Raw genomic sequence first — 25,025 nt, forward strand, 5'->3', positions numbered from 1 at the left:
GTGACGATTAACGTGACACCGACGCAACTGCTCGCCGTTCTGGGCGTGGTGCTGCTGGTGCTGTGGGTCTGGCGGGCGAGTTCCCGCCGGGCGAAGGCCGTCGCCGACACGGCCCGCAAGGGTGGCCGTCTGCTCTCGCTGACCGGGCGGGTGCTGGTGATGGCTGGGGTCATCGTGGGTGTTCAGTGGGTGGTGATCACGCATCGGGGCGACACGGTGTTGTTGCTCGTGGTGCTGGGCCTGCCCGCGCTGTTCGCCGCGTACACGCTGACCCGTGCTCTGACGATCACGGCGTGGGATGACTCGCCCCGGCGGGGTGGTCGGCGATGAACACGCTCACTCGGGTGAAGGAAGGGGTGGCCGCCTTCGGGCGGCCACCCGCCGCCCCGGCAGCCGTGCGGCTCGCCGCCGATGCGGTGGAAGCGGCCGAGTTGCGCGCGTACGCCACGCATCCAGACGTGGTGGCCCTGCGAGTCGAGCGCGTCCGGACAGAAGTCGACCGGTTGTGCTGGGCGGGGATCGTGCTCGGTCTCGGGTTCACCATGACCAACGTGCAGTCGTTCGCGGCAGCGGGCACGCCGGCGTGGTCGTTGCCGTGGCTTGCGGCGTGGCTGCTCGATCCCACGGTCTCGCTGGTGCTGCTGGCGATCCTGCGGGCCGAACAGGTGACCGCGCGGTATCAGGTGCGCACGGGTGCGTGGACGCGGCGGGCGAAGTGGTTCACGCTCGCGGCCACGTACGTCATGAACACCTGGCACTCGTGGGCGGCAGGTTCCGTCTCAGGCGTGGTGCTGCACTCGGTTCCGCCGCTCGTTGTGTTCGTCGCCGCCGAGGCCGTGACGGACTTGCGGGACAAGCTCACCGAAGCGGTCACGGCCGCCTTCAGGGAGGCGCAGCAACGTGCGGCACCGGTCACCGCGGATTTGCCCGAGGAGACCACTACCGAGTCTACGAAACCCAAGCGACGCAACAGGAAACGCTCTGGGCAGCGGGTGACGTTCGCCGACTACATGGCGGTTGCGCGTGAAGCGTGGACACCTGGTGTCGTCGTGAGTCCTGCGTGGGTCCGTGAGGTCACCACGTGCTCGCGTGGCCTGTCGTCTCGGCTCGCCGCAACGCTCGCGGCCGAACTGAACGCCGCAAACACATCGGACGGAGGTGACGCGCGATGACGAACGACGATCGGGAGGTAGCTCGCGTGGACTCCTCCCTGCCGGTGCGGGCGGTGCTCGAAGGCGAGTTCGTGAACGACGTCCCGCCGGTCGAGCGGACGCCGTGGCGTGGGCGAGTTGTAAACTGGTGGCGGCGTTCACCGCGTGTGCCGTTGTGGGCGAAGGATCGCGTTAGCGCGGTGCAGGCCGTGAAGGATGTCGTGGTGGCGGTGCTGCGTTCACCGTTCCGGTTCATGGGCGCGGTGCTACGCGGGTTCGTGGTCGCGGTCCGGTGGTGGCGTTCATGGGTGACCGTGCGGGACTACCGGGAGGCGGCCGAGCAGTCGGAGAAGCTCGCGGACAAGTTCACCGACATTCGGGAGCTGACGTTGTTCCGGTGGAAGGTCACCGGGGCGATCGTGGTCACGGTGGCGGTCGTGGTCGCGGTGCTCGATCTCGTGTACGGGCACCGGGTGTTCTGGATCGCCGGCGTCGTGGTCGCCGTGGCGCTGGCGATCCTCGGCAGGCGCAAGGACGGCAGTCCCGGGCGTAAGGCAGTGCTCGCGGGTCCCCGCACGCTCACGTGGACGATGGACCCCCAGGTGCTCGTGGACGCGTTCAGAGACGCCAAGCTCATCGGGAAGGACGAGACCCTGCGCCTGGTCGACCGGGCCACGCGCAGGGGTGAGGGATGGGCGGTCACGGTCGACCTGCCCGCGACCCGCAAGGCGGCCGATGTCGTGAAGCACCGTGAAGCGCTGGCGTCCGCCCTGGCGGTGGATGAGATCCAGCTCAGCGTGGAGCGGGTGCGCGGCAACGGCGGGCACGCCGGACGGGTGGCGATGTGGGTGGCCGATGAGGACCCGTACGCGAAGCCGCCGATCCGGACACCGCTGCTCGGTGTGCACAGGTGGGACGCATGGCGGCCGGTGCCGTTCGGCACCGACGCGCGCGGACGCCGGATCGACCTGCCGTTGGTGTGGACGTCGGTGCTCATCGGCGCAATCCCTAGGCAGGGCAAGACAATGGCCGAACGGCTCGCGGCCGCGGGCTTGATCTTGGACCCGCACACCCGGCTGTACGTGGCGGACTTCAAGAACGGCAAGGACTGGAAGGCAGCCGAGCAGGTCGCGCACCGGTTCATGTCCGGCGACGACAGCGAACACGTGCTGGCGTTCCTGGATTGGCTCGTGGAACTGGTCGCGGACGTCCAGGGCCGCTACCGCAGGATGCAGGATCTCGATGACCTGACGTGTCCCGAGTCGAAGGTGACGCCGGACATGTCGCGTGATCCGTCCCTGGACATGCCGATCACGGCGTTGGTCGTGGACGAGGTGCAGATTCCACTGGAGGACCGTACTCCCGTTGAGGTGCAGGGGAAAAAGCTCACGGCTGGCGAGTACATCGGCGAGCTTCTGACCTGGTTGGCGAAGAAGGCGCCGGCGGCAGGGGTGATCCTGGTACTCGCGACGCAACGGCCGGACAGCAAGACCATCCCGTCCAGCTTGCGCGCAGTACTCGGGTCGCGGTTCGCCTTGCGGGTGATGGACTGGCGCGACAGCAACATCATCCTCGGTGAGCAGATGAACACGCGCGGCTATGACTCCAGTCGTCTGCTGCCGTCTCACAAGGGTGTGGGCATCCTGCGGCCGGACGGCGAGACCCAGGCCGGCGCGGACGTACTCGCGCTGACCGTGCGCACGTTCTACATGCCCAACGAGGACTGGAGGGAGATATGCCTACGCGGCAGGGCGTTGCGGGAGGCCGAAGGCACGCTCACCGGACACGCGGCAGGGCAGGCCACACAGCCGGTGCTCGATCACGCGGCCGTGGCGAAGGCCATTGGTGGCGGTGCACCCGCACCCACCGCCGCCGAACGCGTGGACGAGATCGAGCTACCGGAACCGCTGGCGTCCGTTGTGGACTACCTCGCCGATGATCTCGGCAGCGACGACGGACGGGACTTCGTACCCACGGCCGAACTTGTGGACGCGTTGGGGGTAGAGCCCAAGGGGTTCGGGCTCGACATGGCCGAGTTCGGCTGTAGCCCCACCCGCGACCGCGTGCCCACCGAGGACGGCGTGAAGCAGGTACGCGGCTACGCCGTCGCCGACATCCGCGCGGCGATCCAGCGCGCTCGCGACGCCGCAGTGATCGAAGCAGAGGTGATCGACGATGACCGCTGACCCGTCACAACCCGTCCCACTAGACCCGTCACCCGTCACACACCCTGTGACGGGTGCCAAACCGGCACTCACCAGCGGAAACGGCCCGCCGTGACGGATGTGACGCGTGACGGGTAACCCGTCACAACCACGGGAAAACGGCCGTGTGCCGCGCCATCTCGACACAGGCGCGGCACACGGCCAACCCGTCACTACATGATCATCCAGAGACGCATCAGGCACCACCGGCTACGCCGAGCGGTACTGCGCTGCGAGGCGCCAACGCTGAGGACCTGGGCCAGGAACGAGCTCGGCTACTCCACGTCTCTGCAGCTTGGACAAGGCAGTTCGGATGTTGGGCTCGTCGTTACGAGCGAGAAGCTTGGCGATCTCTCGTGGAGAAACACCTTCATCGCTGTCCATGCCCGGTGCCTCCGCCACCTGACGCTGCAAGGAGCCCAGCTCGACAGCTTCGAGCGATCGTGCACCCGGATGTGCATGATGTTTTTCTAGCGTTTGGGCCAGTTCCTCCGCCGCCACGCTGACCGTGCGAAAGAACTGAGCGAATGCCAGAGCTGCGGGCGTTCCGGGATCGAGTGTCATGCTATGCAGTTTCAATGCATCCTGTAGAGTTGTCAATAGATTATGCATAGGAACTACTGCTTGCGCGTATCCGGTGGCGACTTCGGGCCTGACGAGTGTCGTTGCCGCATGACGAAGCACCGCCAACCGGTTTAGGTGATCGTGCGCCGCCGTGGCTGCGAGGCGGCACGCTGGTAGTCGTCCACGAGCCGGGCCAGAGCTTCCGTCCGGTTTCGCCACGGCCCACCATGTACGCGCGTCAGGCTCGCGGTCTGCGCCTCCCAGCGACTACTACGCCGACCGGTCACAGACAACACCGGCTCCAGGAAACCCACCAGGGCCGGAGCGTCCTCCGTACCTGCCAGCACCCGCCACCCGGTTCGTGTCGGGTCCGCGGAGCGCTCAAGCCGGACCGTGTCCAGGTCCAGCGGCGCAATCCGCGCCGGGCGCTTCGCGCGGCTCGTTCGCGGCCTGTCTTTCGTGACAGGTTCCGTGACAGGCAGTGCAGGCGGCTCGTCCGCCGGGACGGCGGGAGCAGGGGTCACGAGCCGGGCGAGTTCGGCAGCAGCGCCCGCGAGCCGACTCGCAGCCTGCGCCGTGTCGCTGTTCGCCAGTACGGCATGGCGCACCTCGGCAGCAGCCGCCTCCACAGCGGCCACGGCCACCAGCACGTCACCGTGGTCCGTGGTGAGTCGCGCGCGGCGGGCGCGCTGCCGACACGTCGCGTTGTGGTAGCGCGCGGGGCGCCCGCGCTTCGCCCCTAGCGACAACGGTTGCCCGCATCCCACACAGTCCACGACGCACCATCCGATTCGTGACAAGTTTCGTGACGTCTCCGCGAGCGTATCAGGCGGCGTCACGAAACGCGTCACGAAAGCTGGTCGGCGGCGTCTTTCAGCGACTGCGCGGCCTCGATCAGGCGCCCGATGGTGTCGTCGGCAGGAAGCGCTTCGGTCACCAGCCGCTCGAAGGTCTCGGCGTACGGCCGCCGCTCGCGCTGCGCCTCCAACCACGTGCCGCCGTGCAGGGTGTCGAGGTACACCACGTCTTCGAACTCGTCCTCACGGAATGACAACAGGGTGAAGGACGTCATCCCCGCGAACGCGCCCAGCTCATCCGGTACCAGCCACACCCGCACGCCCGGAAGCTCCGCGAACGCGGCCAAGCGCAGCAACTGATCCGCCATCACCAGCGCACCGCCAACCGGCCGTCGCAGAACCGCCTCTCCCACCACGAGATCTAGCCGCAGTGACGGCCCCTCACTGAGGTGCCGCATCACTCGCGCACGGTGAGCGTCGCCGTAGTGGCGGTGCCCCTGCTCGGACACCGCGCCCACCTGGACGCCGCGCAACGCAGCCTCGTACTCCGGTGTCCGGACGATCGGCGGCAACATGTCGAGCGCGACCGCCTGCACGTAGCTCGCTTCGGCCTCGACTTCGGCGTAGGTCCACCCGACGCAGGACGAGGCATCACCGGACAGCAGATCGAACCTCAGAGGATCACGTGCCCGTTGTGCTCCCAGCAGCACAGGTGTCCGTCGCTCGTCGCTGACCCCGTACACGAGGGCAAGCGCGACAACGTCAACGTCAACGATTGGGACAAGCGCGTTCTGCATCATGGACGTCTTCGCCGGCGACCAGTGCACGCGTTCGCCCACTTCCGCCAGACTGAAGCCGCTCTCCTTGCGCCACAACGCAAGTGCACGACCAACCGCGCGGTTCTGAAGGTTGGATTTGAAGTTCTTGGGCATAGTCGGCTCGCTCGGTACGTGGGTGAAGCTGACGCGGTGCCGCACACCGAGTCAGCTCCCCTTGCCAACCCCGGTTGTGAGACGGAGTCCGGAGGCTGGCGGCTCTTGTGTCCTTAACAGACAGACTTGTGCTTTGCCGCATCGTCGCCGGGAGGACAAATGGCGTCGTACAGACGGACAATCAGCGCTTTGGAAGCGGCCTCGTCCAAGCTCTTCGCGTCAAGCGCGCGAATGACCTTCTCGTAGCCCGTGATCGCGTCCTTCGCTTCGGCGAAGAGACTGGAGTTCTCCGTATCCACCCACACCAGCGGTTCGTACTTCGCAAAGGTCATGTGAGTGAACGGCCCCGCCATGCCCGGATGCGCGCCAAGGGCAGCGGGTACGATTCGGATCGTCGTGTTCGCCCACTTCGCCATCAGCAGGAGATGAAGCAGCTGCCCGGCGTGAACCTCGGCACCACCGACGTGCAAGTGCAGCGCCAACTCGTGGATGAAGAACGTGCACTTCTTGCCACCGCGTAGCAGCTCTTGCATCGCAAGCTGCGCCTTCACCCGCTCCTGCAACTCGGCCTCGGGCACCGTGGAGGAAGCGAGCAGCACCTCACGCATGTAGTCGACCGTCTGAAGGAGCAGCGGCACCGCGTGCGTGTGCCAGCTCGTCAGCGTCTCGGCCACCGCCAGGTTTTCGACGGCGGTGCGAAGCCAGACGGGCGCACAGACGCCGTGTGGCTGCCACCACCCCTTGACGTGCGCTACCGGATACAGCGACAGCAGGTGAGCGACCTCGGCGGCCTTGATTCGACAGGCGCCCAACAACGTCGCGATTTCGAGCTGACTCGCTCCGCCCTTACCGGTCACCACATCCGACAGCTTGGCCTCGTCCCAGTCCACGATCTCAGCAGCCGCGCGTGAAGTCAGGCCTGCACCCGCTATAGCCGCGCGGACGCCGGCGCCGAACTCTCGTCCACGCGCCGTGGAAGTCCTCTTTGGCATGTCTAGTTCCTTGCCCTGGTTCGAAGAACGGCCCGGACGCCTTCGAGTGCTTCCCTCAGCTCTTCGCGCGCCCACACGGCCTTCTGCGCGGCGTCAGCGCAGCGACGGAGGTAGTGCCTGCCGAGCAACACGACGTAGAGCGGAGGCAGCACCAGCCAGAGGAGGAACAGCAAGATCCCCGTTGCATCCCACACCACGCCCGTCACCGCCTCCGTCGACCTCAGATCCGCCAACATCAGCTTCTTGGACGGCAGATCAGGTGTAAATGACCAGGCAAAGACCTAAAGCGACTTCTCGCGACCTACACTCATCGGCGCTGACATTAGCGAGACGGAGAGGTCAGCCGATGGGTTCTTCACCTCGGAACGGGCAGCCGCGCACGTTGTTCGGTGAGCTGCTCCGGCAGCGGCGACAGACCGCGCAGGAGTTCAGCGAGGAGGCCGAGACTTTCGCGCGTGAACACGGCTTGGACGGGACGCTCAGCCCGCGCCACGTGCAGCGCCTCGCGTCCGGTGTCACGTCTGAGGGACGTCCAGTCCGGACGGTGCACCAGTCGACGCGCCGACTACTTGAGGAAATGCTCGGAGTTCCGATTGCCCGACTACTTGAGCCGGTGCGGAAGTCAGAGAAGAACTGGCAGGCTCCGACTGATGAAGACCTGGGATTGCGAGCAAGGATTGCAGCGGGGCGAACCCTCGATGCCGAGACTGTCTCTTTGCTTCGCCGCAAACTCGACATCACGCGGATTATTGATCGCCGACTTGGCGCCTCCGCGCTACTCGGCGAGCTACGCGGCCAAATCAGTCAGATCGAGCGTGTGTTGTGCGACGTTCTGAATCAGCCGGTCCGTTCGGACCTTGCCGAGGTTCTGGTAGACGCGTCCGCACTCGCCGGATGGCAGTCACTGGACCAAGGGCTTGTCGATGACTCGTGGGACCACTACAACACCGCGAGAATGGCGGCACGCGAAGCAGACTCGTGCGCTTTGGAGGCGTACGCCTGCGCAGGGCAGGCCGTCGTTCTTCTCGACATCGGAGAAACACGGCTAGCCGTCGAGCTTACCGATTACGCCCGAACAATCGCGAAGGGCCGAGTCCCGAAGCTGCTCTATTCATGGCTCACCGCGGGCTACGGTGAAGCGTGCGCGGCAGACGGCGAGAAACAGTCATGCATGCGGGCATTCGATGAGGCGTTGCACTCGATGCCGGCAACGGTCGATACCTCGGACACACCGTATCTGGTCTTTGACTCAACCCACCTTGCACGGTGGCGAGGTAATGCACTCGCTCGACTAGGAGCACGGGAAGCAATCGATGTGCTAACCGACGTGCTGCGCCGTCTTGATCCGACATTCGCACGGGCCGAGACTGCACTCAGAGTCGACCTCGTTCAGGTCCTGACGATCAATGGCGAGAAAGAAGAAGCAGCCGCACACGCAGAGCGTGCGCGGCTGCTGGCACAACAAATAGGGTCTGCGCGGCAGCGCAAGCGGCTAGCTTCGCTGCTTTCCTAGCTTCTCTTCGTCGATGTCGACGGCACGCGCTTGGGCATGCGCGAGCCGAGGATCTCGGCTGCCTTGCGGTCCGACGCAGCTACCCAGGCTGCGTAAACGCGCAACGTGGTAGCTCCGCCGCCACCGTGGCCGAGGCGCCCGGACACAGTCGGCAGATCCACACCAGCCGTCAGAAGCTCGGTCGCGGAATAGTGACGCAGGGCGTGCAGGCGAGTTTTGATCTTCAACCGGTCCGCCATGTCTTTGTATCGCTGCGTCACGGCGTTCGGCGAATACGGCGCCTTGTGGTCCGGCGTCTTCGTGCCGGTGAACACGAACAGATCATCAGTGAACTTGTTACCGAGATCGCGCACACGTTCCGCTACGCGGTCACGATGTTCGCGGAGCAACACCATCGTTTCCGTGTCCAACGCAATGCGCCGGTTCTGATGGGTCTTCGTGTCCTTCAGCTTGCCGCCAACCCAGTTCATACGTAGGTCGATCAACTCACGGTCGAAGTCGATACGAGAGAACTGGAGTCCACAGAGTTCGCCCCGGCGGATTCCGGTCGTCATGACGAGCCAGACGAGCGTTCCCCAATCGTCGTCCATGCGGAAAGCTTCCTCAGCGAGCTTTGCCGCTTCGGCCGGCGTCGGCGGGTCCGGCTCTGGCGGCTTCTGCTTAGGCTTACGAGCGACCTTCGCCGGATTGACGTCGACCCACTCCCACCGCAAAGCGGCATTCATGGTTCCGCTGATGATGGAGTGGATCTGCCGGACGGTGGACGCACCCATCCCGCTACAGACATGCCACTTGCACTCAGCAGTCTTACAGTCGTGGTCGTCCTTGGTCGCGTGCTTCGTGACGAACGGTGTTCCATCACACCGTATGCGACACCGACGCAGGTCCGTGTAGAAGTTCTCCAGCACCTGCGCGCCGACTTTTCTCGCTGGCTCGTCACCCAAAGCCGGTTTGATCGTGCGCCTGATGTACCCCTCGTACGTCTCGCGCGTGCTGTCCTCAAGTTCGCTCGTTCGCATCCACTCATCAATGGCGTAGCCGAGCGTCACCGACGACGGTGTATTGCGCTGCTTGTCGACCTGCACGACAAACTCATTGCGCTTCTTCTCGGCCTTTTTCCACGCTGCCTTGTCGGTGCCCTGAATGGTCTCGCGGAGGTAGACCCGCTTGCCCGTGACGGGGTCCAGCCCGGCGTACACGACGACGCGGAGCGTGTCCCCTCGCTGCTCGATCGACCCGCGCTTGCGGTCGGAATTTTCGCGCGCAACACCCATAGCCCCAGGCTACTCGCACCCAGGGCCGCACCCAATGATCAAGATCTGATCAACTTTTTCGGTTGTAACGCCTGGTCAGGCGTGGTGCCCCCGGTGCGACTCGAACGCACACTGGACGGATTTTGAGTCCGCTGCCTCTGCCGATTGGGCTACGGGGGCCGTAGCTGGGGTGAACTGTAGCGGATCATCCCAGCGAGTTTCTTGTGGGGACCCCTACGACTTGACGAGCCTGCCGATGGCCGCTGACGCCTCTGCCAGCTTCTCCTCGGCCACGAGACCGCCTTCCGCAGCCGCCTGCGCGACACAATGCTTGAGGTGCTCGTCGAGCAGCCCCAGGGACACCGCTTGCAGCGCCTTCGTGGCGGCGGAGATCTGGGTGAGGACGTCGATGCAGTAATCGTCGTTCTCGACCATGCGCTGGAGGCCACGGATCTGTCCCTCGATGCGGCGCAGTCGCTTGAGGTATGCGTCCTTGTCCGCGGTGTACCCGTGCATCGGCCCCTGACCTTCCCTACCCCTGGCGGGTATGTCGAGGATACCCGCACCGGATGGGGGTGCGATATGTCCGGCGCTGCTCCGTCAGCGGGAATGGGGAAGCGTCCGGCAAGCCCAGCAACGGGTCGAAGTGAGACGACTAGCAGCACATTTTGGACCCATAACACCCCTGTGGTTTACCGGGTAAATGCCCCGACCGGGGGGTTGGGGTCACATTTTAGCGGCGAAAGGTTCGCCGTTTTTCCTCGTGTGTACTACGGTGTTGTCGAAGCACGTGGTTACGTCGAGGATCCGCGTGCTATGTGAGTACCCAACGGAGGAACAGTGGCACAGCAGACCGTCGTCCAACTCATCGACGACCTCGACGGCGGAGAAGCCGACGAGACCGTGACCTTCGCACTTGACGGTGTCGAGTACGCCATCGACCTGTCGAAGGGAAATGCGGAGCGGCTTCGCGAGTCGCTGGCGGACTTCGTCGGCAAGGCTCGTCGTGCGGGTGGCCGCAAGCAGCGCAAGGGCACCGGCAAGTCCACGGTCAAGGCCACCGACAAGGCTGAGGCGCAGCGCATTCGTGACTGGGCTCGCGCGCAGGGGCACCAGATCTCGGACCGCGGTCGCATTCCGCAGAACCTGGTCGTGCAGTTCCAGGAAGCGCACGCCTCCTGACCTGCGCGAACACGCGAGGTTTCCACACGTCGGCCGGTTCGCCGGCCGACGTGTTAACCGCATAGACCCAGCACATACCTGTTCGTTCACACTATCCCCGGAACGCAGGATCAACGGCCTGGAAAGTGTGCTCCGAACAGGCGTGACACAGCAGTGGCCTTGACCGCTGTCTCCTCGAATTCCTCGTCAGGGTCGGACAGCGAGATCACCGCTCCGCCCACACCGAAAGTCACCCGGTCGCCGTTGCTGACCAGCGTTCGGATGACGATGCTGAAGTCGGCTGCTCCGTTGAGCGAGAAGTATCCGAGCGCTCCCGAGTACACCCCACGTGGACCGGCTTCCAGCCCATCAAGGATCTGCATGGTCCGGATCTTCGGCGCACCGGTCATGGATCCTCCGGGAAACGCGACTCGAACACATCGGACAGCAGAACTGTCCGGCCGAAGTCGAGCCCGCACGGTGCTCACCAATTGGTGTACGGTCGCGTAGGTCTCGACGTCGAACAACCGCGTCACCTCGACGGAACCCACTTCCGCGCACGTGCCGAGATCGTTGCGGACGAGGTCCACGATCATCAGGTTCTCCGCGCGGTCCTTGACCGATCGCGCCAGCGTTGTGCGCAACATCTCGTCGTCGGCCGCATCAACACCTCGGGGCCGTGTCCCCTTGATCGGCGATGACTCCACGACGCCATCTCGGTCCACCTTGATAAATCGTTCGGGTGACGTGCTGAGCACGGAGAGGTCACCGAAACGCAGCAACGCGCCGAACGGAACGGGATTAGCGGCGCGAAGCAGCCGATATGTGTCCCACGGGTCGAGCGAGGCACGCCACGACATCATGTTCGTCAGACACGCCTCGTACGTCTCCCCGGCCGTGATCGCTTCCTGGCACGCGCTGATCAGCTTCAGGTAGTGCGCGCGCGGATGGCGCAACGTCACGTCGGAGACGACCGGTCGTGACGGTTCGGCCATTGGTGTCAACTGGGCCAGAACAGCCGAAACCTGGTCGAACCAGCCGTCTTCGGACAACGACAGCAAATAGACGCAATCATCGGCGTGATCGATGACCACGGCACGGTCCGTGAAGACGAACGACGCGTCCGGCTGTTCCGCGCGGTGTGCGAAGTCGCCGCCGCACTCCACCTTCAGCTCGTAGCCGAGGTATCCGACCCAGCCCAGGGCGAAATCGAACGGGACGTCGGGTTGCTCGACGCTCCACGACGCGAGGTCGTCGTCCAGCCAGGAGAAGAAAGACGGGCAGGGGCGCGGTGTGCCGTCGAGCGTGAGCACCTTGTCCTGCACCGAGTACTGCGCGACGTGCGCGAGAGGCCCCTTGGCGTCTCCCATGAAGGAGAACCGCCCGCCCGGCCCGCTGTCCAGCCAGAACGCCGCCTCAGAGGCCCCGTGGAGTGCCGCGAACGCCTCCTCCGCGTTCACGGCCACGGCGAGCTTCCGGACGTGCACAGGACGTTTCTGGGGCGTTGGGCGAACCAATACCGGTTCCGGCACCGCGGCCGTCCTGGTCGGGGTGAGCGCGGCGAAGTTCGCGAGCATCTCGCGGCCGAAGTCCGTGCAGATCGACTCGGGATGGAACTGCACACCCCACGCGGGCCGGTCGAGAGCACGCACGCCCATCAGCACCGAGTCGTCGCTCCACGCGATCGCCTCCAGCGAGGGAGGCAGCTCCGTGACCGCCAGCGAGTGGTACCGCACGACGTCGAACGGCGAGGGCAGCCCCGCGAAGACGTCGACGCCCGTGTGCGTGACCGGAGAGACGATTCCGTGGCGTGGCACGGGCGCAGGCCCCACGACAGCGCCGTACGACAGGCACAACCCCTGGTGCCCCAGACACACGCCCAGCAACGGGATCTCGGCGTGGTCGATCACCGCGCGGCAGATGCCGAAGTCGGCGGGATTGCCGGGCCGGCCGGGGCCGGGCGAGATCACCACGTGGTCGAACGACCGCAGTGAGGCCAGCCGGAAGCGCGGGTCGTCGTTGTGGACGACCACGGGCTCGGCACCGTTCACCTCAGCGAGGTGCTGGAAGAGGTTGAACGTGAACGAGTCGTAGTTGTCGATGAGCAGAGTCCGCATTGCAGGACGGCACTCTACCTGCCAAAACACCCGAAAGGACCAACGAGAGAGGGCGGCCACAGAACGTGACCGCCCTGGTGTTCACCTGCTCAGCTCCCGAGGAGGAACTTCGCGTCCGTGGCCATGGTCGCGAGCTCGCTCGCCAGGAACGGGTTGCCGTCGAGCCCGGGGTAGCCGCTTCCCTCGTAGCTCGCGTTCTGGGCGATGTTCACCGTCCAGCCGTTGGGGGCCTTGTAGGACATCCACTGCATCACGCGACCCTCCTCCTGACTGGAAGCGTCGCCGACCTGCACGCCGTTGACTTCGCGCAACTTGCACGTCGCCTTGCTCATGCCCCAGAACCGCTTGGCCAGTGCACACGGCTCGACCGGATCCGACGGCTTCGGCATCGAGACCTCGGCGAGCATCATGCCGACCTTGCCGTTCTTCCGGACCGGCACGTGTGCCGTGTAGACCCAGACCTCCGGCGTCTGGCCCTTGTCGGTCGAGATCTGCGCCTGGGTGCGCTGCATCTCGCCGTTCTGGTACTCCGGCGCCTGGTACTTCAGCTTGGGCGTCTCGAACCCGCCGGCCTGGGCGGATGCGATGAGCGCGTTCAGCAGCAGCACGCCGCGCTCGGCCTGCGGACCGTTGGTGGCCGTGCGGTCGGACTGCCCGACCGGCCACTTCTCGCCCCACTGCGTGTCCGGCATGCCGGGGTTGGAGCTGCTGCTCTGCCCCGCTCCGACCAGGTAGTTCGTCGTTCCCTGCGGGTTCAGCGCGAACGCCGACCCGAGCCCGACACCGACCACGAGCACGGCGACCACGGCCCCCGTGATGGACGCCCGCCGCTTGGCACGGGCCTTGTGCGCCCTGCCGAGCGCGACGCCCGGATCCATCGAGGGAGGCGGGCTGCTCGCCACCACGTCCTGAAAAGCTCGTTTGAGGTCCTGTTCGTTCATCGAACCCTCTCCTGCTCCGAGAGCAGGCCGCGCAGCGTCTGCAGCCCCCGCGCGGCCTGGCTCTTCACGGTTCCTTCCGAACATTTGAGGACGACGGCCGTCTTCTCGACGGACATGTCCTCCCAGTACCGCAGAACGAGGCACGCACGCTGTTTCGGAGGCACCTTCGCCAGCGCCTCCAGCAACACCATCCGTTCCTCGGGGTAGGCGCCGGGCGGCGCGGCCGCGTCCGCCACGTCGTCTGTCGCCGACTCGAACCGGAACCACCCGCGCCGTCGCTCGGACAGGAACGTCCGCACCAGGATCTGCCTGGTGTAGGCGTCCAGCGCCTCGTGCCGGTCGACCCGTCGCCAAGCCAGGTACAGCTTGGTGAAGGCCTGTTGCACCAGGTCTTCCGCGCGATGCCAGTCGCCGCACAGCAGGTATGCCGTGCCGCGCATGGCGTCGGAACGGGCCGCGAAGTACTCCTGGAACGCGGCGTCCCGATCACTCATCAGGTCTCCCCCTGTCTGCGGTGCCGGGTTAGTCACGCCACCTGGGGCCTGGCGGGTTGCATGGAGATCTCGAAACGCATACTGATGTCGTGATTTTCCTTTTGCTCCTCGGCGTCCCCGTCGCCTTGGGCCATTTGTACCTGTGGCGGCGGCTGGTCGTGGACACGACGCGGCCCCACACGCTCGGGCGCCGCATCGGCGCGGTGGCGGTCGTCGGCGCGTTCCTGATGCTGATGAGCGCGCTGGTCGTGACGCGCAGGGTGCCGCCGGAGTACGGGAAGTTCTTCGCGTGGCCCGGGTTCATCTGGCTCGCGGTGCTGTTCTACCTGGCGATCGCGCTCGGCATCGCGGAGGTGCCGCGCCGGATCCTGCTCAGGCGTGCCACGCTCGCGCCGGTGCCCGTCGCCGCCGGTCCCGCGCCCGCCGAGCCGGTCGAGATCGTGCCGGACCCGTCGCGGCGGCTGTTCATCTCGCGCTCCGTGGCGATCGGATCCGGCATCGCGGCGGGCGGAGTCGTCGGCTACGGCATGACGCAGGCGCTGGGCGACCCGCAGTTGCTGAACGTGCCGGTGACGCTGGACAAGCTGCGGCCGTCGCTGTCGGGCTTCCGGATCGCGGTCGTGAGCGACATCCACCTCGGGCCGCTGCTCGGGCGTTCGCACACGGAGCGGATCGTACGGATGATCAACGAGCAGGAAGCGGACGTCGTCGCGATCGTCGGCGACCTGGTGGACGGCACCGTCGCCGAACTGGGTGAGGCCGCGGCACCGTTGCGGGACCTGGTGTCCAAGCACGGCAGCTTCTTCGTGACGGGCAACCACGAGTACTTCTCCGGACACGAACAGTGGATCGCGGAGCTCGACAGGCTCGGCGTGAACCCGTTGCGCAACGAGGGTTTGACGGTCGCCGGCGGCATCGAGGTCGTAGGTGTGAACGACGTGACCGGCAAGTCCTACAACGACGGGCCGGACTTCGACCGCGCCCTGTCGGGACGTGATCGGAACAACCCCGTAGTCCTGTTGTCACACCAGCCCGTGCAGGTGAGTGACGCCTCTTCACGCGGCGTCGACCTCCAGTTGTCCGGTCATACACACGGCGGACAGATGGTCCCGTTCAACTTCGTTGTGCCGCTGCAGCAACCCAGCACGGCCGGGCTGTCGAAGGTGGACGGCACCTGGCTCTACACCAGTCGTGGCGCGGGTTTCTGGGGTCCGCCGGTGCGCGTGGGCGCGCCTCCGGACATCACGATGATCGAGCTGCGTTCTGCTGGGTAAATCACACTCGCCTGGACTGGCTTGCGCATTCCGGGTGTCCAGGCCGTAGAGTGCACGGCCGTGCCCGCGTACGGAACGCGAGGCGGATGAAGGGGGACTCCTGGGGAAATGACCGAGAGCTTCGCCGTTGATCGGCGCACCGAGGCAGAGGCTCGTATTCGGCGTTTCCTGGACCAGGAGAACCCGTCGACACCATGTCTGGTGATCGACCTCGAGACGATTCGCGCGCGCTACCAGGCGATTCGCGCGGCACTGCCGTCCATCGACATCTTCTACGCGGTGAAGTCGAACCCGGAGTCCGACGTGGTCGGCACGCTGGTCGCGGAGGGTTCGCACTTCGACGTGGCGTCGCCCGCGGAGATCGACCTGTGCCTGGCGCGCGGCGCCGAGCCGTCGTCGATCTCCTACAGCAACCCCATCAAGAAGGCCGCGGACATCGCGTACGCGTACTCGCGTGGCGTGCGGATGTTCGTGTCGGACAGCGAGCAGGACGTCCGTTTCGTCGCTTCCCACGCGCCCGGTTCGTCCGTGCTGGTGCGGATTCTTGTCCACAGCAAGGGTTCCACGTACCCGTTCGGCAACAAGTTCGGTTGCGATCCGGAGATGGCGACGGATCTCTTGCGGCTGGCGCACGAACTTGGCCTCGTTCCTCTCGGTGTCGCGTTCCACGCGGGCTCGCAGCAGCTCTCCGTCGAGGGCTGGGACTCCGGCATCGCCGACGCGGCGCTGATCGCCGCGAAGCTGCGCGCGGAGGGCATCGAGACGTCGACGGTGAACCTCGGCGGCGGGCTTCCGGCCGTCTACCAGGAGGCCACGCCGTCCCTGGAGGCCTTCGCCGCCGCCATCGAGGCATCGGTCGCCCGGCACTTCGGCGCCGCTCGTCCCAGGGTGATGATCGAGCCCGGCCGCGCGATCTCCGCCGAGGCGGGCCTGATCCGTTCCTCCGTCGTGCTGGTGTCGCGGAAGTCCTATTCGGACGAACGCCGCTGGGTGTACGTCGACATCGGCCGCTACCAGGGCCTCGCCGAGACCGAGGGCGAGGCGATCGCGTACCGGCTGCGGACCTCGCGCGACGGTGGGCCGACAGGCCCGATCGTGCTGGCGGGCCCGACGTGCGACGCGGACGACGTGATCTACCAGCACACCCGCTACGACCTGCCGCTCGACCTGCAGGCGGGCGACCACGTGGACATCCTCCACGCGGGTGCCTACACCTCCTCCTATTCGTCCGTGTGCTTCAACGGCTTCCCGCCGTTGGCCACGTACTGCATCTAAGTCCTTCTGCAATTCACATAGTTTGGAGTGATTGATGTCCGAAGCGCCCTGTCAGACCGAGGAGACCGTCGGTTTGTTCGCGGGACAGCACGTACTTGCAGAGCTCTCGGGTGTGAGTGCCGATCTGCTCGACGACGAGCAGTTCCTGAAGCACGCCCTTGGTGAGGTTCTCACGCAGGCCGACGCAACCGTGCTGGAGGTGATCTCCAAGAAGTTCGATCCCCAAGGAGTCACCGTGCTGGCCCTGCTGTCGGAATCCCATGCGTCGATCCATACCTATCCCGAAGTGGGTTCGGTGTTCGTCGACGTGTTCACCTGCGGTACGCGTGCGAAACCCGCACTGGCCGTCCAGCTACTCGCTGACGCTCTGGGCGCTGCTCACGTGAGCACGGACCTCGTCACTCGTGGCGTCAAGGAGCATGTCGCGTGAACACGATCAACGAGCCGCTCGCCGATGGCATGACCCGCCACTGGCAGGTGGACGAGGTGCTGGTCGACACCAAGACCGACTTCCAGCACCTGGTGATCGCCCGTACGGCACAGGGGTTGTCGCTCTTCTGCGACGACGACCGCCAGTCGACGGAGTTCAGCCAGCTGACCTACCACGAGGCCCTGATGGTGCCGGCGCTGCTGCTGGCCGACACCGTCGAGCGCGTGCTGGTCATCGGCTCCTCCGAGGGCGTCGTGTGCCAGATGGCCGTCCAGCACGGTGCGACGGTCGTCGACCACATCGACATCGACGAGCAGGCCGTCAAGCTGTGCGCGGAGCACCTGCCGTACGGCTACACGTCCGAGGAGCTGGCCGAGGCGGAGAAGGGTTCCGGCCCCATCCGCGTGCAGTACATCGACGGGTTCGAGTACATCCGCACGACGTCGGAGAAGTACGACATCGTGCTGGTGGACCTGCCCGACGAGCGCGAGGAGGAGGCGCAGCACAACCGCCTGTACGGCGCGGACTTCCTGCGCATGTGCAAGGCCCTGCTGCGTCCCGGCGGCGTCGTCGTCAACCAGTCCGGTTGCCAGACGATGTGGCGCAACACCACGCTGATCCGCTCCTGGCAGCGGTTCAACGAGGTGTTCGACACCGTCGCCTACTACGGCTCGGACGAGCACGAGTGGGCGTACCTGTTCGGCCGCGCGGACGTCGTCGAGGACCCGACCGCGCTGATGGTCGAGCGGCTGAAGACGGCCGGGTACCAGCCGGAGTCGATCGACGACCTGGCGCTGCTCGGCAACAGCATCCCGCCCTACCGGGTGCGGCAGTCGCTGGCCTGATCGCAGGCTTTTCGAGAGGGGCGCTTCCCGTTGCGGGAAGCGCCCCTTTCTTGCTGTCAGGCGAGCGACTGCTTGAGGAACTCGACCTGCAGCAACAGGAGGTTCTCCGCGACCTGTTCCTGCGGGGTCATGTGCGTGACGCCCGAGAGCGGCAGCACGGTGTGCGGGCGGCCGGCGGCGAGCAGGGCGCTGGACAGGCGCAGCGTGTGCGCGGCCACCACGTTGTCGTCGGCCAGACCGTGGATGATCATCAGCGGGCGGGAGAGCTTGTCCGCGTCGGCGATGAGCGAGTTCGAGTCGTAGACCTCGGGCTTGTCGTCCGGGTGGCCCAGGTAGCGCTCGGTGTAGTGGGTGTCGTAGAGGCGCCAGTCGGTCACCGGGGCGCCGGCGATGCCCGCGTGGAAGACGTCCGGGCGGCGCAGGACGGCCAGGGCGCTCAGGTAGCCGCCGTAGGACCAGCCCCGGATCGCCACTCGGGTGAGGTCGAGGTCCGGTTCGAGCGCGGCGGCCGCGTGCAGGGCGTCCACCTGGTCCTCCAGGGTGGCGCCGGCGAAGTCGAACGCGATCGCGCGTTCCCAGGCGAGGCCCCGGCCCGGCGTCCCGCGGCCGTCGGCGACGAGGACCGCGAAACCCTGGTCCGCCAGCCACTGTGAGGCCAGGAAGGCGTTCTGGGCCGACACGACGCGCTGGGCGTGCGGACCGCCGTACGGGTCCATCAGCACCGGGAGCCTGGTGCCCGGGACGTGGCCGGTGGGCAGCAGGAGCGCGGCGCGGATGGAACGTTCGCCGAGGGTCAGCATGCGCGGGGACGCCTGGAGAACCGGCGTGTCCGCCCACGACTCGATGAGATGGTCACCGACGCGTGCCCGTGCGCCGAACCAGTCCAAAGTGGCCGATACGAGGACAACCGTGTCACCGCCCCGAACCGCGGAGTGCACACCATCCTCAGAGGACAACTTCTCGACGCTGCCACCGACCGAGTAGACGTGCACCTGCGTCGGGTCGTCGGCTTCGGAGGCGGCCACGAGGATCGAGGCGTCGGCGATGTCGAGCACCCGGCGCACCTGGAGGCCCGAGGTCAGGACCTCGTCGCCCACGCGGAGCGCGTACTCGTCGCCCTCCCCCACGATCCGCACGAGACGGCCGTCCGGAGTCCACGCCGGAGCGCCTTCGCTGACCTCGAGCCACGTCGGATCGGTCTCGACCGCGAGCTCCGTGACAGCGCCGGTCTCCGGGGACAGCGTGTAGATCCGGCGGGTGCGCTGGTCGCGGGTCTGCGTCGTGATCAGCGGGGCGCCACCGGACGACCAGTGCACGTCGTTGAGGTAGTCGAACTCCAGCAGCACCGGGACGAACGTCGTGTCGAGCGACACCACGTGCAGCGACACCGTGGCGTTGGCCGTACCCGCCGCCGGGTAGGCGATCTCGGTGGCGGCGGTGCCGGGGTTCGCTGGGTCGGCGATGTACCAGCGCTGCACCGGTGCGTTGTTCACGCGCGCGGCGATGAGGCGGTCGCCGTTCGGCTCCCACCAGTAGCCGCGGTAGCGCGACATCTCCTCGGCCGCGATGAACTCGGCGAGCCCGAACGTCACGTCCTCGCCATCCGGCTCGGCGACCGCGTAGTCCTCACCAGAACTCAGCTCGACCACGCGCAGCGTGCCGTTCGTGACGTACGCCACACGCCGCCCCGTCGGGTCGACGCGCGGGTCGACGACGCCACCCCGGGTCGGCAGCTCACGGGCGGTACCGCCCACCAGGTCGGCCACGAACAGGCGGCCCGACAACGCGAACGAGGCCACCGAGGCGTCCCGGGAGAGCGCGTAACCGACGATGCCCGCACCGGACTCACGCGTGCGCTCGCGGCGTGCCTTCTCCTCCGCGGGCAGATCCTCCGGATCGGACAGCAGCGTCGCCGGGTCGGCGAGCAGCCGTTCGACGCCGGTGGTCGTGTTCAGCTCCCAGAGCCCGTTCGCACGGCTTGTGGCCGTGGCCGGGCGCAGGAAGAAGACACGTGCGCCGTCCGCCGACACCGCGAAGGTCCTCGGTGCGCCGACGGTGAACCGCTGGGTGCGCGCCTGTTGGCGCGGGAAGGAGATGTCGTTGCCCACGCTCCAACATTAACCCGCGCACGCGTGCCGTACGGGCGCTGTGACGTGCACTGCTTCGCACGACAGGCGCCGCCGAGCCGCCGGGCAAGGCGCTGGGCAAGCTGCTCGTGGCAGGCACGGCAGGACGCCCGGCGCAGTGCCGGCAGGACGCCCAGCGCAGTGCCGGCAGGACGCCCGGCGCGGTGCCGGGCGGACGTCCAGCGCGGTGCCGGGTAGACGCCCAGCGCGGTGCCGGGCGGACGCGAGTCTGGCTGCCTGTTAGGGGCACCGCAAGACCCGGCCCGCCGCCGAAGAGACACCGCGGCAAACGCCCGTGGGAGGCACGGAGAGGCCGCCGGCACGTGCCCGGAGAGACGCTCGGCACGCCACCTGCCGAAGCACCACAACGCCCGGCACGCCACCGCAGAAACACCGGGGCGAGCCTTGTCGAAGGCACGGCCGGACCCAAGGCACGTCCCCGGAGAGACGCGGGGCAAGCGGCCGACGCCGAAACTGCGAGCGCCGCCGCACGCACCTGCCGCCGAACACCGCCCATGCGAACCTGCCGACCGCAGAAGCCGCCGGCCCGGCCATCCCGAGGCGAGCCACGCCACGTCGCCGCGCGCCTGCCAACACTCGGCCTGCCAGCACCCGAGGCAAAGCCGCGCGCCCTGCCAGCCCTCGGCCAGCCAGCCCTCGGCCAGCCAGCCCGAGCCCTGCCAGCCCTAGCCCAGCCCTACCCCACGCGACTCTTCGGAGGCAGCGGGAAGAAGCCACTGGTGCGCCGCACGTACTCGGCGTACCCAGGACGGCGCGACACGATGTCCTTCTCCAGCAACGGCTTGCCAGTGCCCTTCAGAAGCAGCCACGTCATGATCACCGGACCGATGATCGTGAGCGCGGCGAGCCACGAGTGCAACGCGAACAGGTAGAGGCCCCACCACACGACGGAGTCGCCGAAGTAGTTCGGATGCCTTGTGTAGCGCCACAAACCGCGGTCCATCACGGCGCCCTTGTTCGCCGGGTCCGCACGGAACCGGGAGAGCTGCCAGTCACCTACGGCCTCGAAGACGAAGCCGACCATCCACACGCCAGTGCCCACCCAATCTAGCACTCCGAACGGGGCCGAAAGATGCTGCGCGGCCTGGACCGGCAGCGACACGATCCACATCATCACGGCCTGGAGCAGGTAGACGCGGTACATCCGCAGGCGCGGATTTCCCTTGGCACGCCTCAACATGTCCTGGTAGCGCGGGTCTTCGTCCTTGCCCCTGTTGCGCGAGTGGAGGTGCACGCCCAGGCGTAGGCCCCACACCACGGTCAGGGCGGTGACGACCCACTGCCGAGTTGGTTCGCCCTCCGCGAACAGCAACGTGAGCACCGCGATCACGGCGAAGCCGGGACCCCACACGGAGTCGATCAGGTCGTAGCGCTTGCGGGAGTCCGCGTACAGGAAGAGTCCGCTGAGCAGCACCAGCACCACGACCAGGCTGATCAGGAAGCTCATCGGGCGGCCAGCTCACGGCGCACGCGCGGCATGCCGCTGCGGCCGTTCTCGCTCCTGCGCACCGCGAGGATCTGGTCGACGCCCATCCGGCCCTCCTCGAACGTCAGCGCGCCGCCCGCCAGGTACAGCCGCCAGACGCGCGCCTGGCCCTCGCCGACCAGGGCGACGACCTCGTCCCAGCGCTCTTCCAGGGTCTGCGCCCACGCTCGCACGGTCCACACGTAGTGCTCGCGCAACGCGTGCACGTCGCGGATCTCCAGGCCGGCGCCTTCGAGAAAGCCGGTGGTGGCACTGACCGGCCGCATGTGCATGTCCGGCGCGACGTACGATTCGATGAACGCGCCGCCGCCGGGTGCGTTGTGTCCGCGCGACATCTGCTGCAGCAGCAGGCGGCCCTCGGGCTTGAGCAGCCGGTGCAGCGTCGAGGCGTACTCGGGGTAGTTGCTCTCGCCGACGTGCTCGCCCATCTCGATCGTGGAGATCGCGTCGAACGGTTCGTCACGCACCTCGCGGTAGTCCTGCAACCGCACCTCGACCCGGCCGGTCAGTCCTTCGGCCTCGATCCGCCCGAGGATGTGCGCGCGCTGCTGGGCGGAGATCGTCACCCCGGTCGCGTGCACGCCGTAGTGCTTCGCGGCGTGGATGATCATCGAACCCCACCCGCAGCCGACGTCGAGCAGGCGCATGCCCGGCTCCAGGCCGAGCTTGCGGCACACGAGGTCCAGCTTGTTGTGCTGTGCCTGCGCGAGCGGCTCGTCCTCGGACGTGAAGTACGCGCACGAGTAGGCCATGCTCGGGTCGAGCACGAGCCGGTAGAAGTCGTTGCTCAGATCGTAGTGGTGCGAAATGGCATCACGGTCCCTGCTCTTGGTGTGCAGCGCGCCCCGCAACCGGGCTTCCTCCTTCGGCGCGTCCGGGTTGGGCCCCAGCACCTTCAGCCGCAACGCGAGCTTCGCGACCTCCGAGAGCCGCGGCCGCCGGGTGACGCCCCGCCGCACGAGCCCCCAGATCTGCGAGAGACCGGTCGCGAGATCACCTTCGACGTCGAGCTCCCCGCTCACGTACGCGCGCGCGAGGCCCAGTTCGTTCGGGCTCCAGACGAGCCGACGCAACGCGTCGCGCGAGCGGATCACGACCACCGTGCCGTCCTGCGGCCCGGCCACACTTCCGTCCCAGGCCCGAAATCCGATCGGCAACGCTGCACCCAGCACCCGTTCGGCCATTCCCGCCAGCTGACCAGCGACGACCACCTTGCACCTCCTGCGTTACCCGGCTCCGCCAGACGTTCGAGACGGGACGAGGTTCGGTTCGTTTCTGAACCGAGACGCAACCCGGGCCGTATGGCCTGGATAGAGCGAACGGATGGACGAGGAGGACATGAGTGTGATCCGACGTAACCGCATTGCCATCGGGCTCGCCGCGGGACTGGCAGTTGTGCTGGGTCTGGGTGTCTGGAGCGCCACTGGCAGTGGCACGAACTCCAAGCCGGTGGCACAAACCCAAACCGACCTGGGCGTCCTCGGCGACTACGGCGACGTGGGTCAGCCCCCGGTACTCCAGGAGCCCGCGCAGGCCCCCGAAACCCCTGTCCAGCAGCAGGCCCCGGAAGTTCCGGCCGCGCAGCCCCCGGCGGTGCAGCCCCCGGCAGCAGCCCCGGTCAGCACGTTGAAGCTGGTCGGCAAGCCCGTCGACAAGATGGGCCTCGTGGTCCAGGACGGCGACGGCCGCACCCTTTACCGCTTCGACAAGGACACCCCGAAGCCCGAAGGCAAGTCGAACTGCAACAACCAGTGCGCCGTCACCTGGCCGCCGCTGATCGCGGACACGATCCCGCAGGTCGAGGGCGTCGACGCGAAGCTCGTCTCGCTGATCACCCGCGCTGACGGCAAGAAGCAGGTCGCCATCGACGGCTGGGCTCTCTACACCTACTCGCAGGACCCGAAGCCGGGCGCCTGGAAGGGCCAGGGCGTTGGTGGCACCTGGTTCGTCATCCAGCCCGACGGCAAGCGCAACGTGGAGTGCCTGCCCCCTGGTGTCACGGCCCCCGCTGCCTAACCCCACAGCATCCCTTTAGGACGGTCCATCTGAGACACACAACACCCTGACACGGTGAAAACCCCGGCCCTGGGGAAGGGGCCGGGGTTCCCGTCGTTCCGCTCTCGGGTCACCAACGCAAGGGGCGCCACCGGAAATCCGGTGGCGCCCCTTGTCGTTCGGCGTCAGAGCGTCGAGTACAGCGGGTGCTTCGCCGCCAGCACCTCGACGCGCGCACGCAGCTCGTCGATCGCCGCACCCGGCTTCAGGGCCTCCGCGATGACGTCGGCGACCTCGGTGAAGTCCACCTCGCCGAACCCGCGGGTCGCGAGCGCCGGCGTGCCGATCCGCAGACCGGACGTGACCATCGGCGGACGCGGGTCGTTCGGAACGGCGTTGCGGTTGACCGTGATGCCGATCCGGTGCAGCACGTCCTCGGCCTGCTTGCCGTCCAGTTCGGAGTTGACCAGGTCGACGAGGACGAGGTGCACGTCCGTGCCACCGGTCAGCACCTTCACGCCGGCCGCGGCGACGTCCGCCTGCGACAGGCGCTCGGCCAGGATCCGCGCGCCCTCGAGCGTGCGGCGCTGACGGTCCGCGAACTCAGGCGAGGCGGCGTGCTTGAACGCCACCGCCTTGGCCGCGATCACGTGCTCCAGCGGTCCGCCCTGCTGACCGGGGAACACCGCCGAGTTGATCTTCTTGGCGATGTCGGCCTCGTTCGACAGGATCACGCCGCCACGGGGACCGCCGAGGGTCTTGTGCGTCGTGGTCGTCGTGACGTGCGCGTGCGGCACGGGCGACGGGTGCAGGTCGGCGGCGACGAGGCCGGCGAAGTGCGCCATGTCGACCATCAGGTAGGCCTCGACCGAGTCCGCGATGCGGCGGAACTCGGCGAAGTCCAGCTGGCGCGGGTAGGCGGACCAGCCGGCGACGATCAGCTTCGGCCGGTGCTCCTGCGCCAAGCGCTCGACCTCGGCCATGTCGACGCGGCCGTCGGAGTCCGCGACGTGGTACGGCACGACGTTGTAGAGCTTGCCGGAGAAGTTGATGCGCATGCCGTGCGTCAGGTGGCCGCCGTGCGCGAGGTCCAGGCCCAGGATCGTGTCGCCGGGCTGGAGCAGCGCGAACATCGCGGCCGCGTTGGCCTGCGCGCCCGAGTGCGGCTGGACGTTCGCGAAGCCCGCGCCGAAGAGCGACTTGATGCGCTCGATGGCGAGGCGCTCGACGACGTCCACGTGCTCGCAGCCGCCGTAGTAGCGGCGGCCGGGGTAGCCCTCCGCGTACTTGTTGGTGAGCACGGAGCCCTGGGCCTGCAGCACCGAGACGGGCGTGAAGTTCTCCGAGGCGATCATCTCGAGCGTGCCCTGCTGGCGTGCCAGCTCGGCCGCGACGGCCTCGGCCACCTCGGGGTCGTACTCCGCGAGGGAGGCGTTGAACTGGTCGGACATCTG

Annotated in this window: 24 protein-coding genes and 1 tRNA gene; 10 read left to right on the top strand and 15 right to left on the bottom strand. The window is 67.1% G+C overall.

Translation table 11 applies throughout. From position 1 onward, the window contains the following. From BLR21_RS32750 to BLR21_RS32760, 3 genes are read left to right on the top strand one after another with little or no spacing between them, the layout of a single operon-like run. Complete coding sequence (locus BLR21_RS32750; RefSeq protein ID WP_420843927.1) at nt 1-330, top strand: hypothetical protein; 330 nt, start codon at nt 1-3, stop codon at nt 328-330. Next, a complete protein-coding gene (locus BLR21_RS32755; protein WP_090012181.1) occupies nt 327-1,172 on the top strand; it encodes a hypothetical protein in 846 nt (281 codons plus the stop codon). The genes BLR21_RS32750 and BLR21_RS32755 overlap by 4 nt, the downstream gene beginning before the upstream one ends. Then, nucleotides 1,169-3,337, top strand: coding sequence for an FtsK/SpoIIIE domain-containing protein (locus BLR21_RS32760; RefSeq protein ID WP_090012183.1), 2,169 nt, complete (start codon nt 1,169-1,171; stop codon nt 3,335-3,337). The genes BLR21_RS32755 and BLR21_RS32760 overlap by 4 nt, the downstream gene beginning before the upstream one ends. Nucleotides 3,338-3,565: 228 nt before the next feature. Here BLR21_RS32760 and BLR21_RS41940 read toward each other — a convergent pair whose 3' ends face one another. The 5 genes from BLR21_RS41940 to BLR21_RS32785 form a co-directional block, all read right to left on the bottom strand. Further along, the gene (locus tag BLR21_RS41940) at nt 3,566-3,919 is read right to left on the bottom strand and encodes a hypothetical protein (RefSeq protein ID WP_143027985.1); all 354 of its coding nucleotides are present in this window, start codon (nt 3,917-3,919) and stop codon (nt 3,566-3,568) included. Nucleotides 3,920-4,050: 131 nt separating this feature from the next. Further along, nucleotides 4,051-4,695, bottom strand: coding sequence for a hypothetical protein (locus BLR21_RS32770; RefSeq protein ID WP_143027986.1), 645 nt, complete (start codon nt 4,693-4,695; stop codon nt 4,051-4,053). A 71-nt stretch (nt 4,696-4,766) separates the two neighbouring features. After that, a complete protein-coding gene (locus BLR21_RS32775) occupies nt 4,767-5,648 on the bottom strand; it encodes a helix-turn-helix domain-containing protein (protein WP_143027987.1) in 882 nt (293 codons plus the stop codon). Between the two features lie 113 nt (nt 5,649-5,761). Further along, the gene (locus BLR21_RS32780) at nt 5,762-6,538 is read right to left on the bottom strand and encodes a DUF5753 domain-containing protein (protein WP_090012191.1); all 777 of its coding nucleotides are present in this window, start codon (nt 6,536-6,538) and stop codon (nt 5,762-5,764) included. 104 nt (nt 6,539-6,642) lie between these two features. After that, entirely contained in the window at nt 6,643-6,876 is a 234-nt protein-coding gene (locus BLR21_RS32785) for a hypothetical protein (RefSeq protein WP_090012193.1), read from the bottom strand. 110 nt (nt 6,877-6,986) lie between these two features. On the opposite strand from BLR21_RS32785, the gene BLR21_RS41945 reads away from it, so the two are divergent. Beyond that, on the top strand, nt 6,987-8,153 hold the full coding sequence (locus BLR21_RS41945) for an NsdA family TPR-like regulatory protein (RefSeq protein ID WP_176929906.1): 1,167 nt from the start codon (nt 6,987-6,989) through the stop codon (nt 8,151-8,153). On the opposite strand, the gene BLR21_RS32795 is transcribed toward BLR21_RS41945, so the two are convergent. The 3 genes from BLR21_RS32795 to BLR21_RS32805 all read right to left on the bottom strand — a co-directional run bounded on the left by BLR21_RS32795 (nt 8,150) and on the right by BLR21_RS32805 (nt 9,922). After that, on the bottom strand, nt 8,150-9,427 hold the full coding sequence (locus tag BLR21_RS32795) for a tyrosine-type recombinase/integrase (RefSeq protein ID WP_090012197.1): 1,278 nt from the start codon (nt 9,425-9,427) through the stop codon (nt 8,150-8,152). The two genes, BLR21_RS41945 and BLR21_RS32795, sit on opposite strands and share 4 nt — an antisense overlap. Nucleotides 9,428-9,509: 82 nt before the next feature. Next, nucleotides 9,510-9,586, bottom strand: a tRNA-Leu gene (locus BLR21_RS32800). 54 nt (nt 9,587-9,640) lie between these two features. Continuing rightward, a complete protein-coding gene (locus BLR21_RS32805) occupies nt 9,641-9,922 on the bottom strand; it encodes a metal-sensitive transcriptional regulator (RefSeq protein WP_090012199.1) in 282 nt (93 codons plus the stop codon). Between the two features lie 324 nt (nt 9,923-10,246). On the opposite strand from BLR21_RS32805, the gene BLR21_RS32810 reads away from it, so the two are divergent. Continuing rightward, nucleotides 10,247-10,588: a histone-like nucleoid-structuring protein Lsr2 gene (locus tag BLR21_RS32810; RefSeq protein WP_030476951.1), complete on the top strand. Its 342-nt coding sequence runs from the start codon at nt 10,247-10,249 to the stop codon at nt 10,586-10,588. Between the two features lie 110 nt (nt 10,589-10,698). On the opposite strand, the gene pabB is transcribed toward BLR21_RS32810, so the two are convergent. The 3 genes from pabB to BLR21_RS32825 all read right to left on the bottom strand — a co-directional run bounded on the left by pabB (nt 10,699) and on the right by BLR21_RS32825 (nt 14,119). After that, a complete protein-coding gene (pabB, locus tag BLR21_RS32815; RefSeq protein ID WP_090012201.1) occupies nt 10,699-12,684 on the bottom strand; it encodes an aminodeoxychorismate synthase component I in 1,986 nt (661 codons plus the stop codon). An 89-nt stretch (nt 12,685-12,773) separates the two neighbouring features. Then, on the bottom strand, nt 12,774-13,625 hold the full coding sequence (locus BLR21_RS32820; RefSeq protein WP_090012203.1) for a hypothetical protein: 852 nt from the start codon (nt 13,623-13,625) through the stop codon (nt 12,774-12,776). Next, nucleotides 13,622-14,119 carry a SigE family RNA polymerase sigma factor gene (locus BLR21_RS32825; RefSeq protein ID WP_090012205.1) on the bottom strand — a complete coding sequence of 166 codons (498 nt, stop codon included), beginning with the start codon at nt 14,117-14,119 and terminating at the stop codon, nt 13,622-13,624. The genes BLR21_RS32820 and BLR21_RS32825 overlap by 4 nt, the downstream gene beginning before the upstream one ends. An 89-nt stretch (nt 14,120-14,208) precedes the next feature. Between BLR21_RS32825 and BLR21_RS32830 the strand changes: the two genes are divergently transcribed. The 4 genes from BLR21_RS32830 (at nt 14,209) to BLR21_RS32845 (ending at nt 17,943) form a co-directional block, all read left to right on the top strand. Next, entirely contained in the window at nt 14,209-15,393 is a 1,185-nt protein-coding gene (locus tag BLR21_RS32830; RefSeq protein WP_338061080.1) for a metallophosphoesterase, read from the top strand. Between the two features lie 108 nt (nt 15,394-15,501). Then, on the top strand, nt 15,502-16,668 hold the full coding sequence (locus tag BLR21_RS32835; RefSeq protein WP_090012208.1) for a type III PLP-dependent enzyme: 1,167 nt from the start codon (nt 15,502-15,504) through the stop codon (nt 16,666-16,668). A gap of 34 nt (nt 16,669-16,702) precedes the next feature. Beyond that, nucleotides 16,703-17,098: an adenosylmethionine decarboxylase gene (speD, locus tag BLR21_RS32840; protein ID WP_030476957.1), complete on the top strand. Its 396-nt coding sequence runs from the start codon at nt 16,703-16,705 to the stop codon at nt 17,096-17,098. Nucleotides 17,099-17,127: 29 nt separating this feature from the next. Continuing rightward, a complete protein-coding gene (locus tag BLR21_RS32845) occupies nt 17,128-17,943 on the top strand; it encodes a spermidine synthase (RefSeq protein WP_051769855.1) in 816 nt (271 codons plus the stop codon). A gap of 56 nt (nt 17,944-17,999) precedes the next feature. Here the strand turns inward: BLR21_RS32845 and BLR21_RS32850 are convergent, their stop codons facing one another. From BLR21_RS32850 to BLR21_RS32860, 3 genes are all read right to left on the bottom strand, one after another. Beyond that, nucleotides 18,000-20,051, bottom strand: coding sequence for a S9 family peptidase (locus BLR21_RS32850; protein ID WP_090012212.1), 2,052 nt, complete (start codon nt 20,049-20,051; stop codon nt 18,000-18,002). Between the two features lie 715 nt (nt 20,052-20,766). Continuing rightward, nucleotides 20,767-21,537 (bottom strand): DUF1295 domain-containing protein, encoded by a 771-nt coding sequence (locus tag BLR21_RS32855; protein WP_090012214.1) that lies wholly within the window; start codon nt 21,535-21,537, stop codon nt 20,767-20,769. Beyond that, nucleotides 21,534-22,760: an SAM-dependent methyltransferase gene (locus BLR21_RS32860; protein ID WP_090012217.1), complete on the bottom strand. Its 1,227-nt coding sequence runs from the start codon at nt 22,758-22,760 to the stop codon at nt 21,534-21,536. The genes BLR21_RS32855 and BLR21_RS32860 overlap by 4 nt, the downstream gene beginning before the upstream one ends. A gap of 154 nt (nt 22,761-22,914) precedes the next feature. Here BLR21_RS32860 and BLR21_RS32865 point away from each other — a divergent pair, with 154 nt between their 5' ends. After that, the gene (locus BLR21_RS32865) at nt 22,915-23,592 is read left to right on the top strand and encodes a COG4315 family predicted lipoprotein (protein ID WP_218131037.1); all 678 of its coding nucleotides are present in this window, start codon (nt 22,915-22,917) and stop codon (nt 23,590-23,592) included. Nucleotides 23,593-23,756: 164 nt separating this feature from the next. Here BLR21_RS32865 and glyA read toward each other — a convergent pair whose 3' ends face one another. Continuing rightward, a complete protein-coding gene (gene glyA, locus BLR21_RS32870) occupies nt 23,757-25,022 on the bottom strand; it encodes a serine hydroxymethyltransferase (protein ID WP_030476963.1) in 1,266 nt (421 codons plus the stop codon). Between the last annotated feature and the right edge of the window lie 3 nt (nt 25,023-25,025).

Origin of the sequence: Lentzea albidocapillata subsp. violacea, assembly GCF_900100275.1 — a bacterium.
GTDB lineage: Bacteria > Actinomycetota > Actinomycetes > Mycobacteriales > Pseudonocardiaceae > Lentzea > Lentzea violacea.